Source organism: Streptococcus suis (assembly GCF_029616525.1).
In the GTDB taxonomy this organism is placed as follows: Bacteria; Bacillota; Bacilli; order Lactobacillales; family Streptococcaceae; genus Streptococcus; species Streptococcus suis_AF.
In genome coordinates this window covers 21,470-33,065 of the sequence record NZ_JANFME010000024.1, presented here as the reverse complement: position 1 = coordinate 33,065, position 11,596 = coordinate 21,470, and the positions used below count along the sequence as shown (strand labels likewise).

At 41.8% G+C, this 11,596-nt stretch carries 22 protein-coding genes and 1 pseudogene; all 23 read left to right on the top strand.

The genetic code is table 11. The annotated features are described in order from the left end of the window. Positions 1 to 209 precede the first annotated feature (209 nt). The 23 genes and pseudogenes from NOL38_RS09070 to NOL38_RS08960 all read left to right on the top strand — a co-directional run bounded on the left by NOL38_RS09070 (position 210) and on the right by NOL38_RS08960 (position 11,595). On the top strand, positions 210 to 353 hold the full coding sequence (locus tag NOL38_RS09070) for a hypothetical protein (RefSeq protein ID WP_248042367.1): 144 nt from the start codon (positions 210 to 212) through the stop codon (positions 351 to 353). After that, on the top strand, positions 343 to 492 hold the full coding sequence (locus tag NOL38_RS09065; RefSeq protein ID WP_277941971.1) for a hypothetical protein: 150 nt from the start codon (positions 343 to 345) through the stop codon (positions 490 to 492). The genes NOL38_RS09070 and NOL38_RS09065 overlap by 11 nt, the downstream gene beginning before the upstream one ends. Continuing rightward, on the top strand, positions 492 to 668 hold the full coding sequence (locus NOL38_RS09060; protein WP_277941970.1) for a hypothetical protein: 177 nt from the start codon (positions 492 to 494) through the stop codon (positions 666 to 668). Before NOL38_RS09065 ends, NOL38_RS09060 begins: the two co-directional genes overlap by 1 nt. After that, entirely contained in the window at positions 668 to 1,594 is a 927-nt protein-coding gene (recT, locus tag NOL38_RS09055; protein ID WP_277941969.1) for a phage-derived integrase/recombinase RecT, read from the top strand. Before NOL38_RS09060 ends, recT begins: the two co-directional genes overlap by 1 nt. Next, positions 1,594 to 2,808 (top strand): DUF1351 domain-containing protein, encoded by a 1,215-nt coding sequence (locus NOL38_RS09050; RefSeq protein ID WP_277941968.1) that lies wholly within the window; start codon positions 1,594 to 1,596, stop codon positions 2,806 to 2,808. The genes recT and NOL38_RS09050 overlap by 1 nt, the downstream gene beginning before the upstream one ends. Further along, positions 2,801 to 3,637: an LCABL_13060 family 5'-3'-exonuclease gene (locus tag NOL38_RS09045; protein ID WP_277941967.1), complete on the top strand. Its 837-nt coding sequence runs from the start codon at positions 2,801 to 2,803 to the stop codon at positions 3,635 to 3,637. The genes NOL38_RS09050 and NOL38_RS09045 overlap by 8 nt, the downstream gene beginning before the upstream one ends. A 13-nt stretch (positions 3,638 to 3,650) precedes the next feature. Then, positions 3,651 to 3,926, top strand: a complete 276-nt coding sequence (locus tag NOL38_RS09040; RefSeq protein ID WP_029997344.1) for a hypothetical protein — start codon at positions 3,651 to 3,653, stop codon at positions 3,924 to 3,926. Positions 3,927 to 4,232: 306 nt separating this feature from the next. Continuing rightward, positions 4,233 to 4,412, top strand: a pseudogene (relB, locus tag NOL38_RS09035) (type II toxin-antitoxin system RelB family anti-toxin); the annotation flags it as partial. 205 nt (positions 4,413 to 4,617) lie between these two features. Further along, positions 4,618 to 5,007 carry a RusA family crossover junction endodeoxyribonuclease gene (locus NOL38_RS09030; RefSeq protein ID WP_277941966.1) on the top strand — a complete coding sequence of 130 codons (390 nt, stop codon included), beginning with the start codon at positions 4,618 to 4,620 and terminating at the stop codon, positions 5,005 to 5,007. Then, entirely contained in the window at positions 5,000 to 5,323 is a 324-nt protein-coding gene (locus tag NOL38_RS09025; protein WP_277941965.1) for a MazG-like family protein, read from the top strand. The genes NOL38_RS09030 and NOL38_RS09025 overlap by 8 nt, the downstream gene beginning before the upstream one ends. Positions 5,324 to 5,338: 15 nt before the next feature. Continuing rightward, positions 5,339 to 5,578: a DUF3310 domain-containing protein gene (locus NOL38_RS09020; RefSeq protein WP_277941964.1), complete on the top strand. Its 240-nt coding sequence runs from the start codon at positions 5,339 to 5,341 to the stop codon at positions 5,576 to 5,578. Next, positions 5,565 to 5,852, top strand: coding sequence for a DUF1372 family protein (locus NOL38_RS09015; protein ID WP_277941963.1), 288 nt, complete (start codon positions 5,565 to 5,567; stop codon positions 5,850 to 5,852). Before NOL38_RS09020 ends, NOL38_RS09015 begins: the two co-directional genes overlap by 14 nt. 310 nt (positions 5,853 to 6,162) lie before the next feature. Beyond that, positions 6,163 to 6,429, top strand: coding sequence for a hypothetical protein (locus NOL38_RS09010; RefSeq protein ID WP_277941962.1), 267 nt, complete (start codon positions 6,163 to 6,165; stop codon positions 6,427 to 6,429). Continuing rightward, a complete protein-coding gene (locus NOL38_RS09005) occupies positions 6,402 to 6,650 on the top strand; it encodes a hypothetical protein (RefSeq protein ID WP_277941961.1) in 249 nt (82 codons plus the stop codon). The genes NOL38_RS09010 and NOL38_RS09005 overlap by 28 nt, the downstream gene beginning before the upstream one ends. Beyond that, on the top strand, positions 6,643 to 7,209 hold the full coding sequence (locus tag NOL38_RS09000; RefSeq protein ID WP_277941960.1) for a hypothetical protein: 567 nt from the start codon (positions 6,643 to 6,645) through the stop codon (positions 7,207 to 7,209). Before NOL38_RS09005 ends, NOL38_RS09000 begins: the two co-directional genes overlap by 8 nt. Further along, entirely contained in the window at positions 7,209 to 7,400 is a 192-nt protein-coding gene (locus NOL38_RS08995; RefSeq protein WP_277941959.1) for a hypothetical protein, read from the top strand. The genes NOL38_RS09000 and NOL38_RS08995 overlap by 1 nt, the downstream gene beginning before the upstream one ends. 28 nt (positions 7,401 to 7,428) lie before the next feature. Next, on the top strand, positions 7,429 to 7,929 hold the full coding sequence (locus tag NOL38_RS08990; protein ID WP_277941958.1) for a DUF1642 domain-containing protein: 501 nt from the start codon (positions 7,429 to 7,431) through the stop codon (positions 7,927 to 7,929). Continuing rightward, entirely contained in the window at positions 7,929 to 8,060 is a 132-nt protein-coding gene (locus NOL38_RS08985) for a hypothetical protein (RefSeq protein WP_277941957.1), read from the top strand. The genes NOL38_RS08990 and NOL38_RS08985 overlap by 1 nt, the downstream gene beginning before the upstream one ends. Beyond that, entirely contained in the window at positions 8,057 to 8,503 is a 447-nt protein-coding gene (locus NOL38_RS08980) for a YopX family phage-derived protein (protein WP_277941956.1), read from the top strand. Before NOL38_RS08985 ends, NOL38_RS08980 begins: the two co-directional genes overlap by 4 nt. Positions 8,504 to 8,705: 202 nt before the next feature. Beyond that, positions 8,706 to 8,966 carry a helix-turn-helix domain-containing protein gene (locus NOL38_RS08975; RefSeq protein ID WP_061842269.1) on the top strand — a complete coding sequence of 87 codons (261 nt, stop codon included), beginning with the start codon at positions 8,706 to 8,708 and terminating at the stop codon, positions 8,964 to 8,966. A 71-nt stretch (positions 8,967 to 9,037) separates the two neighbouring features. Next, positions 9,038 to 9,460: an ArpU family phage packaging/lysis transcriptional regulator gene (locus NOL38_RS08970; RefSeq protein WP_105106956.1), complete on the top strand. Its 423-nt coding sequence runs from the start codon at positions 9,038 to 9,040 to the stop codon at positions 9,458 to 9,460. 340 nt (positions 9,461 to 9,800) lie between these two features. Continuing rightward, positions 9,801 to 10,331, top strand: coding sequence for a terminase small subunit (locus tag NOL38_RS08965; protein ID WP_105106032.1), 531 nt, complete (start codon positions 9,801 to 9,803; stop codon positions 10,329 to 10,331). Further along, positions 10,315 to 11,595 (top strand): PBSX family phage terminase large subunit, encoded by a 1,281-nt coding sequence (locus tag NOL38_RS08960; RefSeq protein WP_172094220.1) that lies wholly within the window; start codon positions 10,315 to 10,317, stop codon positions 11,593 to 11,595. The genes NOL38_RS08965 and NOL38_RS08960 overlap by 17 nt, the downstream gene beginning before the upstream one ends. Position 11,596: the final 1 nt, after the last annotated feature.

Sequence of the window (11,596 nt, the reverse complement as noted above, 5' to 3'; positions counted from 1 at the left end):
ATTGCCGTGGCAAATATTGCCGTGGCAAAATCTGCCCTCTAATAAATACCAACTATACAACAAGTACTAACTTAATAATAATCTAGGGGCTATCGCCCACTAATAAACAATAAGAGGCTAAAGCCTCTAACTAACTTAAAAACAAACTAATCGTTATATATAAATAATATATATAGGGATTTACAGAAGTTATCCACAGGAGAAAAATCATGAAAAGATTTGAACTACGTGAAAATCTTGTCTGGCAACGTGCCACGGCAGGTGAGAAGGAAAAGCTACTGGATACAGGTCTATCTGATAAGGCAGGATACATCCGCCTTGTCCGAGAGCTAGGTAGAAAGTATGTGGCCTAGGAGGTACGACATGGAAGGCACTTATTCATGGTTTGATTATGACCGTGACTATCTACAACCCGAGGAACCAAGACAGGTACATGATCCTGATGAATGGGTATTTAGAGGCGGTCAATGGATTTATGTAGGGGATGCATAATGACAGAGGAATTACTAGATACAATCCGACGGCTGAGGTGTGACTATTTCCACCTAGGCCGAGAGCTGGGCGAGATTATCAATGAGCAACAGGAATTGATACTTGCCCTGAAACGAGAAAACAGACGCTTAAAGCGTGAGAAATGGAATTTGAAACAGACGAAGAGGAGAAGATGATGACAAACCAGATAGTATCAATCCAGAAGGATATTACAGATATTGTAAACTCAAAAATTGCAAGCTTACAAGACGAGGGTCTCGTGATTGCACCTAATTATGCACCGGCCAATGCCCTTAAAAGTGCCTTTTTTAAAATTTTAAAAACGAAAGATCGGAATAAGAGACCAGCACTGGAAGTGTGTACAAAGGATTCGATTGCTAACGCTCTCTTAGAAATGGTAACCCAAGGTTTAAGCCCAGCCAAAAGTCAATGCTATTTCATTGTGTACGGAAATGAATTGCAGCTTCAACGGTCTTATTTCGGCACAATGGCAGTACTCTTGCAATTATCGCATATTAAATCGATCAAATCTGAGGTTATCTACCAAGGTGATGACTTTGAAATCGAAATTATTAACGGCGAGAAAAAATTCAAAAAACACGAAACCAGTTGGAAAAACCAAGACAATGCAATTGAGGGTGCATACTGTATTATTGAGGATTCTAACGGAAATGAAAAATTAACATTGATGACTAAAAAAGAAATCGAAAAAGCTTGGTCAAAGACAAAGACTGATGGCACTACGCAGAAAGAATTCCCTCAGGAAATGGCTAAGAAAACAGTTATCAATCGCGCCGCTAAATTCTACATCAACATCAGCGACGACAGCGACATTCTGGCAGACTCTATCAACAAAACAACCGCTGATGAGTATGACAATGAGCGCCAAATCAAAGAAGCAGAGCCAGTTCAATCAGCTGGGCAGGATATCCTGGATAAGATGACCGGAAAGACTGTCGCTGAAGAACCTGCAGAAGATGCAACTATTTCCGAAGTGGAAACTGTTGAAGAAGCAGGAGTGGATATTTCCAAAATGGAAACAACCGAGCAGATCATTGATGCTGAAACAGGCGAAATCTTAGATGAGGAGGAACCGTTCTAATGTCTGAAGAACTATCTCTATTTGACAATCTGGAAAGTATGGCGCCAGTTCCGACTGCGACAGTATTAGATTTTGACTTCGAATTCACACCAGCCCAGATCACTATCGTGGGCAAGGATTTGTTGGAGCAGGCACTTAATGGATACGTTGAAAAATACAAGAACTACACAGTAACGGAAGAAACATTTGAAGACGATGCCAAAGTCCGAGCTGAGTTAAACAAACTGCAGAAGAAGGTCAAGTCAGCTGTTAAAGAAAAATTGGCAGATTACAACAAGCCCATCGACGAAGTCAAGGCTTGGGTGGACGGCTTGTTGGAACCTATTGTCAAAATCGGCAAGTCGATTGACGAAGGTGTGAAGGCGTTTGAAGAACAGGAACGGCTTAAACGTGCCGAAACCATTAAGGAACTATTCCATAAAGCTATTGCAAGCACAGGAAAAGACATTGACATCCGTTTGTTCAGCAAGTATTTTGATGAGTTTTCTAAGAAGACGTGCTTTATGGCTGACAATGTTCGTCCCAATAAAGCCACGGTCAATATGGTTGCCAGCTTGGTAGAGGAAGAAGTGGCCAAGAAGGAAGAATATGAGTCAGCACTAATCAAAATTACTGAAGCAGCTGCCAAAGCAGACTTTGGTCCAGCTCCTTACGTACGTAATTTTGAACAAGGAGCAAGCCTGGCTGACATCTTACAGGCAATTGCTGATGATAAAGCCTTGGCAGATAAGACCCGTGAGGAGGTTAAGCGCAAGCAACAACTGGCAAAACGAATTGAAGAAATGACTGCTATTGCAGAAAGCAAGGGACTAGATCCGAAAAAGTATGCCGATATGCTCAATTCAGGGACATCTGCGCTTACAGTACACGAAGAGCTTGTCAATGATGCGAGAAAATTACAAGAAGAGCAGGACCGAATGGAACAGGAATTCCTAGGTCAACATGGAGCTATTTGCGGAAATGCTCAAAATCGTCAAAATTCTGACGAAATTCAACGAGAAAATATGTCAGAGGGCAAATATACCTCCGAACAGAAAAACGCGTCAGAGGACAAAATAGAGCTGAATAAGAAGGTGGTCAAATGGCAAGGTGATTTCAGAATTACTTTCCCAGACGGAGAGACTGCTAAGTTATTCGGTGGTAAGGGTGGTTTGTATGAACAACATGGGATAGTTGTTGAGAAATTAGGAGAATGGGTAAAAATCAATGACTAAACTAACTGAAGAAAATTACTACAAAGACCGTCAATGGTTGTCTAATTCTCGCTTTAAGGCTTATATGGACTGTGAAGCGAAAGCCAAAGCTATTGACGACAAGGAGTGGACAGACAAGCGAGATGATACAGCTTTACTTGTCGGTAACTATGTGCATAGTTATTTTGAGAGCGAAGAGGCTCACGCCAAATTTGTTGACGCCAACAAATCTCGGATGATTTCCAGTCGTGGTGCGACTAAAGGCGAGCTGAAGAAAGAGTTTCAGGTCGCTCAGAACATGATTGATGCTCTGAAAGACGATGAGAAATTCTTAGGACTTTACCATGGTGCTCCAGGTGATGATGTCCGCAAGGAGATGATTTTGGAAGGTGAAATCTTCGGTATCATGGTCAAGGGCAAGGTGGATAGCATCAACTTGACTGAAGGCTATTTTGTGGATCTGAAAACTATGAAGACTATTCGAGGTCTTGAATGGTCTGACGTGGAACGAAAGAAAATCCCTGGGGCTGGTGCTAACATTTTGGGTTTCCGCTACGATGTCCAGTTGGGACTGTACCAGGAATTACTACGACAAATGGGCTATCCGAATTTCGTCCCGTTCGTTGTCGCAGTCAGCAAGGAAGACGTGCCTGACAAAGCCGTTATCACTCTTTCGCAGTATCGTTTGGATGAAGGTCTGCAATTCTTTGAGAACAATGTCGAGCGTGTCGCAGGTATTATTACTGGCGAAATCAAGCCGAAAGGTTGCGGAAATTGTGATTATTGTCGAAGCAAGCGAACTCTGGACCGTGTCATCAATCTGGATGATTTGATTGCAGGGATATTTTAGAAAGGCGCTTTAAATGACAAATTTTGCTGAAAAAATAAAGCAGTTGAAGGAAGAATCTATAGCTGAATTTTCTCTGGTAGCTGGAACAATTGGTGAAGCTAGAGAGTTGCTCGAATTGGTCAAAAGTAACGGCATCAAATGGTTCAGCGGAGAACCAATTGATCATATGTCTGAATATATTTATAAAAAAATGCAAACATACCCAGAAAAAAGATTTGTCCTAAATTTCCGAAATGGTTTCAACCTGAAGAAACAATTGACAATCTTTTGTACCTGGGAACACAGATAACGTGCCGTGAACCACGAAAAAAGCGAACTAGAAAGCGTGTCAATTGTAAACAATCAGTTGACAGTTGGACGACAGCGACTGCCCGTATTTAGCCAAACTCACACAATGGCAGTCGCTAATTTTTAAGAATATGGTAGCGCACGAAAAAGAGTACGCTCTCTACAAAGGCGATAAGCTACTGGCAATCGGTACTGCAAAAGAATTAGCTGAACAATTCGGCGTGAAGGTATCGACGATACATTTTTACGAGTCACCGACCTACGCCGAGCGAACAAGCGAGACGAAAGCGAGGAGGTTAGTTGAAGTTTGAATAGATTGAAAGAATTACGCAAAGAAAAGAAGTTAACCCAGGAAAAGTTGGCTAGCGAAATCGGTACGACACAATTATCTATTTCAAAGTGGGAGAACGGAAAACATGGCATTAGTCCCAAAAAAGCTTTAGCACTTGCTGACTATTTCGGTGTGCCCGTCGGTTATCTGTTAGGGGATGGGAATGACGCTAAAACTGTCAGCTGGGCAGATAGAATATTTGATTTTCAACTGGAGATTATGAGCGACATCAGAAGAATGGGAAATAAAGAAGTGATCATGTTAGAACAAATAACCCGCGACTTAAATCGTGAGGCGATTATCGAGCAGTCAAGGCGTTATCATGTAACCACTTTATTCGCTAAGTCTTCGAAGGTGAAAAATGAAATTTGAGTTTATATTATCCAACACTAAACGCAAAAAAGAGATGCTGAATGCTAATGACAGAATGAGCTGGGCCCGGAAAGCTAAAATTACGGCCTATCTTCGCCAAATTGGGCGTTTAAATATTCCCAAGGGTAAATATACCCCTTACACAAAAAAACGCCCCTGTGGGCTTCTGGTGACGATATACGCACCGACTAAAAGACGGATGGATCCACCAAATTTTTACCCGACTGTGAAAGCCTTGGTTGACGGTATGACAGATGCTGGTATCTGGACAGATGACAGTCACGAGGTGATTAAGTATATGACATTCGAATATGGTGGTCTAAGCGGATCGAAAGATAAATACAGAATTGAAATTGAGGTAAAAGAAATACATGAGTAATTTTGAAGAACTAAAAAACAAAGTTGTCCGTTGGGCGTTTGAGAGAGGTTTGCACCAGTCAGACCCTAAAATCCAATGGATGCGAGTGACAGAAGAAGTCGGTGAAATCCGAGATGTGTTATTAAAACCAACCAAGTTCGAGGACCCGGAACAAGCACTGAAAGACGCCTTGGGTGATTCCTTGGTCACGCTGATCATATTGGCTACACAGCTTAATCTAGATTTGGTGGAGTGCCTAGAAGTTGCTTACGAAGAAATCAAAGACCGCAACGGTAAGATGGTTAATGGTACATACGTGAAGTCGGAGGATTTGTGAAGGAGGAGAAAGCAAATGAAACCATTTGATAACGTAACCAAACCAAGACATTACCAAGGTAAGTATGGTTTAGAAGTAATCGAGGTTATCAAGAACTTCCTGACAGAAGAAGAGCTCCGAGGTTACTACAAGGGCAATACAATCAAATACATACTTCGGGAGCGGAGCAAGAATGGCCTTGAGGACCTAAAAAAGCTAGACAGATACCTGGACTGGCTAATCGAGGAGACGGAGAAAGCGAATGAAAGAAGATAATCTATCGTTGATTATTGCAATAATTTTTGGGATTGCATTGATAGTAGCATTGCTTGAAATCGATAGACTGGAATCCCGCGAACCCGTAATCATCTACCAGACAGATAATGTTGGCATTGAGATGATTGGGAAAGTCACAGACAAGGGCATTATCGATGGTCGCTACTATGTCGAAGTTGGTCCCTATGGCAAGTTCTTGGTGACCAGGGAACAGTTTCACGAAATTGAAATCGGGCAGGAGATACCTGAGTGGTTGAAAGGGCGGGGGAGTTGATGACAGATAAAATGTGCATTAAGTGCCACAAGGATAACCAGTGGTTTCGCTCAGAATTTTGTTTTTCTTGTATGAAAGATGAAAATGAGAGACAACTCACTGACCGCATCCTTTCTGGAGTAGTAGTTGAAACTGAATATGAAGACGATATTGTTTGCCCTTGGTGTGGCACTCGGTATGATTCGTTCGATGTGGATGAAAGCCATTCATTCATGGATGAGGGAGAGCACGTAACGCATTGTTATGAATGTGACCATGATTTTACATACCAAGCTGATGTATCTATTACGTTTTCGACAAGGAGAGAGTAATGCCGAAAGTTATTTATAAAAAAGAAATTGGAGTGAATATGTTGGGTGAGCTGGAGTATTCTGTTACCCCAACATGTCCAGTGTGTGGCGAATGGACTTATAGCGAAGATACCTGTCCATTTTGTCGCATGAATGGAGTGCTGACCGAATTAGAATATAACGGTGCTAAAGCTCCAGAGTTTTTTGACGAGCATGGTAATAAGGCTAAATGCCATTGCGGAACATGTGGAGGAAACAGATGGTCAAAAACACAATCGAAGATGTGAATAATCTACTTGTTGCGCAGCTGGAAAAGTTAAGTTTTGACGATTTATCGCCAGAAGAATTGGAATTAGAAGTCACACGTAGTAGAGCTATGGTGCATTTGACAGATGAAATTCTGAAAACTCAGGCCTTGGCTTTGCGTGTGGTTGAAACTTTGTCGGATGTGACGAACAAGGAAGTGACACCTCCGAAAATGTTATTAGGTGGAGGAGTAAATGGCTGACATTGTAGATATTTATATGGAGTGTGGCGATTTTCATACAGCAGTAAAACAATCTGGTTTACCGATTCATGTAGCTCATTTGAAGTTGCTAAAAAGTGGTTGTTTGAAGATACAAGATAAAATCCGCTATGGCTCAAAGGGTGCAAAATTAGGCGGACAGGCCGAAGAGCTGTTTCAGACTTTGGTGCCTGATGCTATTGATGCCAATCGGTATTTTCAAAAAAACAATCCTGTCTATGACTTTATCCTGAAAGATGTGACGGTCGATGTCAAATATAGCTCGTTACATATAGACAAGCGCTATGGAACCAGAAAGTCGCATTGGAGTGTAGGGGCTCGTGGAGAACAAGATTTTATCTGTGCATTCCTGGAACGTGCAGAGGGAGAGCAATTAAATGACCCAATTATTCTATTATTGCCAATGGCATTTATCGAGGTCAAAAAAGACTTACACATCAGTCAAAGTGGTGCCTGGATAAAGGAATTTCAAATCGAACCAGAAGAACTACAGCCTACGCTTAAAGAGTATGTAGCGTTACGTGAGCAAGGATTATTTTAATGGCTTTTATTCACTTGGACGGGAATTGGCAAAACGTGAAGGCAGATAATCTTTTTGAAGTAACAACGGAAGAACTGAAGCTTTTTCACAAGAGAAAGCATGAACGGTTGTCGCCTGAATTGACCAAGGCATTCTTTTTGCGAATCAGATTGGAAAATACACTTAAAAAATTGGAGGAAACAGATGAATAAGCAGGAAGCGATAGAATTACTACAGAAGATGGCTCAAGAGTCATTTGAATTTGCAAAAATACATGCGGTACATATTGACAGTATCGTGGAAGTTATCAACCAAATCCACGAACCGCAGACGGCTGTGGTGCCGAAATATGTAGCGGAGTGGATAGAGGGATGTAAACGCTCTGGCTGGCATTTGGGAAAAGTTCTTTATAGACTGGATGACGATGAGAAAGTCGGTGATTGGGCATACGATGAGAATGACGACTTGATTCCTGAGAAGGTTGATATGATAGCCCGTGCATGGCTTGACGGTTACGAGATTGAGCAGGAGAAGTTGTATACAGTAGAGATACCGAATCCTAACAGAACTACCGAACCGATAATCTATCTGTCGCGAGACGAAGGAGGAAAAATCTTTTTGAACAACTGGTTTCTCCATGTTAGTCAAAATTGGAAAAACCAACCTCACGCCCGTCTCACCGAATCCGAAATCAAACAGGATTTTGAGTGGGCGTGGCAGTTTGCTAAGGAGGTGGAGTGATGGAAAAGGCTATCTATCTTCCTTACTCCAAGGATAGACCCGACGGAGTTATGTGGAAAGAAACGGATTACCACAAACAGAAAGAACTTGAAAAGAAAAATCCAGTATTTAAGCGAGGAGGTAGAAAATGATACCGAAGTTTAGGGCATTTTACGAAGGTAAGATGTATGGAGTTAAAGCTGTAATCTGGACCAGTCGCGGATTGTACGTGACGTTGGACGAGGGCAACAAGGCTGGCAGGCGTGTGCGTGGTGCGAAACTCATGCAATCCACAGGGCTGTTTGATGTCAACGGCAAGGAAATTTTCGAGGGGGATGTGGTTAAATTCAATGATACTTGGAATGAGTACGACTATGAGGGTTACGTAGATGGTGCTTCTGAGGGAGAAAATTTCACTGAAATCTTAAAAACTGAAAATGGTTTCAGTTTTGGTAGAACTAAAATTCCAGAGTCTTCCGTATTCTACTTTCTCAATGACGAACACATGAAGTTTAGCGAAATAGTGAAATCTGATGATTTTAACATGGTTGTCATCGGCAACATCTATGAAAATCCGGAATTGGTGGAGGGGTAGTATGAAAATTTGTGCTTTGGAAGAATTAAAAGCATTAATGGCTTGCTTCCCCGATTCGTACATTTTTAGCGAGAGGAACAGCCCTATCTTTCAGTTTGGGGCAGGCAGATGATTATTTGACCGTTGAGCGATACGCTTACCAATGCACCCAAGAAGAAGCTAAAAAATACCCGCAATTTAAGTGGGTAGCGTTGGAGGAATTATGACCACAGCAGATAAAATCAAACACATCCTGCAAAAGACAGGATGGACGAGGGACCAATTTGCGACCGAGATGGGTGTGACGACTCTATCTGTCTACAAATGGCTAGACGGACGACCACCGCGACAACGCATGTTGGATAAAATAGACGAGCTGTACGAGCAAACTAAAGATACAAAATCTAAAGTACTAGCGCAACGTGGCAAGATACGTATTTTGTATCCGTATTATAGCCATCAGCGACAGCCGTGGGAAAAATAAAAAAGCCAGCACACTTGTGCTGACTGTGAGTTAAAATCTGAAACTATTATATCACAGAAAGGTAAGCGCAGATGACTTTTTTCCCGGAAATAGATGAAAAACAAACGATCAGAAACGCTAAACGAAAATTGAAAGAATACCCACGTTGGCGGCGCATTGCCAATGATGTTGGTGAACAGAAAGTGACTGCAGTGTACACTTTCGAGCCAAGACAGGCTCATGGGAATCCAAGTAGACCAGTTGAACGATTAGCGATTAATAAGACTGATGCTGAAGCTGAACTCGAAGCAATCGAATACGCTGTCACTCATTTATTAGATCCGATGCACAGACGGATGCTGCATGATAAATATATGGTTAATTGCCCAAAAACGCATTTTGAGATTAGAGAGGAAATTGGATATGAAAAAAGCCAATACTATGATATGATTTCAGATGCTCTGCTAGCATTCGCCGAATTGTATCGCGGGAGTTGTTTGGTAGCGGAAAAATAGCGGAAAAACTGCGGAAAAAAGTTCTGATAAAAGTGATATTATAGTATTATCGGATACCGAGAAGAGATATGTATTTACATTTTGTAGTCATCATCAATTGACAACCAAGCTCCTTAGAAAATCGAACTCGGTATCTATTTTTGGGAATACAAGGTGGATTCCTCTGCTCGGTTGAAAGTCCTAGGTTCCGAAGGCAGTTTTGTCGCAGGTTCGATTCCTGCTGTTCCCGTAGCGATAAGAGGAGGGCCGGTTAGGCCATAACGTTCGAGTCGTGGTTTATCGCGAGCAAAGTCACACAACGAAGTGTGGCTTTTTCATTTTGTCAGAAAGGAGGTTGGCAATGAATGAACGCGAAGAATTAGCAATTCAAGAATTAAAAGCAGAGGCTATTGATTTGATGTCAGATTGGCCAGCTTCCAGGAATAGACAGAAGTCTTTTGTCTTAGCGTACATGGCTAATGGTTTTCAAAATGCAACACAAGCGGCAAAAGAAGCAGGATTCAGTGAAAAGACTGCGAGAATTACAGCTTCAAATATGTTGACTGGAATGAACAAGTATGAACATATTCCACCAGTTGTTGAAAGGCTAAAAAATGCCTTTGATGAACGCAGAACGGAACTTTCTTTGCTCAATTCTGTAGACATTCAGCAGTTTTGGGCAAAGATTATCAGACGAGAGATAAAAGATGTCAAACTTGTCGGTGATGGCGAGGGTTATCAAACGGTTAAGGAAGTACCGCCAGATCTATCTGTAATGTTGTCGGCGTCGGATAAATATGCAAAAACCTTAGGTATGTATCAAAATAATATTGACATTACTCAACGAACAATTGAAATCAAGGTAGGTGAGTGGGATGCTGACGAAGACTAGACCTAAAATCAATATCGTCATTAACTATCCCAGCAGAGTTTTCAATAAGCACATCTACGACAAGCTCTACGATTACTCGACTTTTACCGAAGTACACTACGGTGGAGCATCTTCTGGAAAGAGTCACGGAGTCATCCAAAAGGTCGTCTTTAAAGCGTGTCAGGACTGGAAGCATCCTCGTAAGATTTTATTTCTGCGAAAAGTTGGGGCCACGGTCTATGATTCGATTTTTGAGGATGTCAAGCAATGTCTTGATTATTTTCAGATTCTGGATAAGTGCAAGGTTAATAATTCAGCCTATCGGATTGAGCTGCCAAACGGTGCTCAATTTATTTTCAAGGGTCTAGATAACCCAGAGAAAATCAAGTCCATCAAAGGCATTTCGGACGTGGTCATGGAAGAAGCGTCGGAGTTTACTTTGGATGATTACACACAACTTACACTACGTTTGAGGGATAAGAAGCACAAAATGAAACAGATTTTTTTGATGTTTAACCCGGTCTCTAAAGTTAACTGGGTCTATAATGCATTTTTTGTTAAAAAACCAAAAAATACCGTTGTCTATCAAACGACATACAAAGACAATCGTTTCCTTGACCAAATCACTCGCGAGAACATCGAAGAGTTGGCCAACAGAAACGAGGCGTATTACAAGATTTATGCCCTTGGCCAGTTCGCAACGCTGGACAAGCTAGTCTTTCCAAAGTACGAACGTAAGTTACTCAACAAGGACAACATGAGGCATCTGCCGTCCTACTTTGGTCTGGACTATGGGTTTATCAATGACCCGTCAGCTTTCCTGCATGTCAAGATTGATGATAAAGCTCGCAAGCTCTATATTGTCGAAGAATACGTGAGGAAGAATCTGACGAACGACAAAATATCTGAAGCAATCAAAGGACTTGGATATGCCAAGGAGGAAATCAGAGCAGACTCAGCCGAGAAGAAATCAAATCAGGAACTGCGGAACTCCGGCATACCTCGAATCATCGACGCTAAGAAAGGTCCTGGGTCGGTCATGCAGGGCATTCAGTATATCTTGCAATACGACATCGTGGTAGACGAACGCTGTGTGAAGACAATTGAGGAGCTTGAGAACTATACTTGGAAGAAGGACAAGGCTACGAATGAGTACATCAACGAGCCTGTTGATAGCTACAACCACTGCTTAGATGCGGTCAGGTATGCAATCCAAGATAGGATTTACAAACAGAAGAAATCACAAAAAGAAAGATTAAGAAATGCTGTCAGGGCTTTTCGCTAGG

What these genes read in the sequence shown, in the direction of transcription:
- NOL38_RS09070 (WP_248042367.1), top strand. Translation starts at nt 210, where the DNA reads ATGAAAAGATTTGAACTACGTGAAAATCTTGTCTGGCAACGTGCCACG.
- NOL38_RS09065 (WP_277941971.1), top strand. Translation starts at nt 343, where the DNA reads ATGTGGCCTAGGAGGTACGACATGGAAGGCACTTATTCATGGTTTGAT.
- NOL38_RS09060 (WP_277941970.1), top strand. Translation starts at nt 492, where the DNA reads ATGACAGAGGAATTACTAGATACAATCCGACGGCTGAGGTGTGACTAT.
- recT (WP_277941969.1), top strand. Translation starts at nt 668, where the DNA reads ATGACAAACCAGATAGTATCAATCCAGAAGGATATTACAGATATTGTA.
- NOL38_RS09050 (WP_277941968.1), top strand. Translation starts at nt 1,594, where the DNA reads ATGTCTGAAGAACTATCTCTATTTGACAATCTGGAAAGTATGGCGCCA.
- NOL38_RS09045 (WP_277941967.1), top strand. Translation starts at nt 2,801, where the DNA reads ATGACTAAACTAACTGAAGAAAATTACTACAAAGACCGTCAATGGTTG.
- NOL38_RS09040 (WP_029997344.1), top strand. Translation starts at nt 3,651, where the DNA reads ATGACAAATTTTGCTGAAAAAATAAAGCAGTTGAAGGAAGAATCTATA.
- NOL38_RS09030 (WP_277941966.1), top strand. Translation starts at nt 4,618, where the DNA reads ATGAAATTTGAGTTTATATTATCCAACACTAAACGCAAAAAAGAGATG.
- NOL38_RS09025 (WP_277941965.1), top strand. Translation starts at nt 5,000, where the DNA reads ATGAGTAATTTTGAAGAACTAAAAAACAAAGTTGTCCGTTGGGCGTTT.
- NOL38_RS09020 (WP_277941964.1), top strand. Translation starts at nt 5,339, where the DNA reads ATGAAACCATTTGATAACGTAACCAAACCAAGACATTACCAAGGTAAG.
- NOL38_RS09015 (WP_277941963.1), top strand. Translation starts at nt 5,565, where the DNA reads ATGAAAGAAGATAATCTATCGTTGATTATTGCAATAATTTTTGGGATT.
- NOL38_RS09010 (WP_277941962.1), top strand. Translation starts at nt 6,163, where the DNA reads ATGCCGAAAGTTATTTATAAAAAAGAAATTGGAGTGAATATGTTGGGT.
- NOL38_RS09005 (WP_277941961.1), top strand. Translation starts at nt 6,402, where the DNA reads ATGGTCAAAAACACAATCGAAGATGTGAATAATCTACTTGTTGCGCAG.
- NOL38_RS09000 (WP_277941960.1), top strand. Translation starts at nt 6,643, where the DNA reads ATGGCTGACATTGTAGATATTTATATGGAGTGTGGCGATTTTCATACA.
- NOL38_RS08995 (WP_277941959.1), top strand. Translation starts at nt 7,209, where the DNA reads ATGGCTTTTATTCACTTGGACGGGAATTGGCAAAACGTGAAGGCAGAT.
- NOL38_RS08990 (WP_277941958.1), top strand. Translation starts at nt 7,429, where the DNA reads ATGGCTCAAGAGTCATTTGAATTTGCAAAAATACATGCGGTACATATT.
- NOL38_RS08985 (WP_277941957.1), top strand. Translation starts at nt 7,929, where the DNA reads ATGGAAAAGGCTATCTATCTTCCTTACTCCAAGGATAGACCCGACGGA.
- NOL38_RS08980 (WP_277941956.1), top strand. Translation starts at nt 8,057, where the DNA reads ATGATACCGAAGTTTAGGGCATTTTACGAAGGTAAGATGTATGGAGTT.
- NOL38_RS08975 (WP_061842269.1), top strand. Translation starts at nt 8,706, where the DNA reads ATGACCACAGCAGATAAAATCAAACACATCCTGCAAAAGACAGGATGG.
- NOL38_RS08970 (WP_105106956.1), top strand. Translation starts at nt 9,038, where the DNA reads ATGACTTTTTTCCCGGAAATAGATGAAAAACAAACGATCAGAAACGCT.
- NOL38_RS08965 (WP_105106032.1), top strand. Translation starts at nt 9,801, where the DNA reads ATGAATGAACGCGAAGAATTAGCAATTCAAGAATTAAAAGCAGAGGCT.
- NOL38_RS08960 (WP_172094220.1), top strand. Translation starts at nt 10,315, where the DNA reads ATGCTGACGAAGACTAGACCTAAAATCAATATCGTCATTAACTATCCC.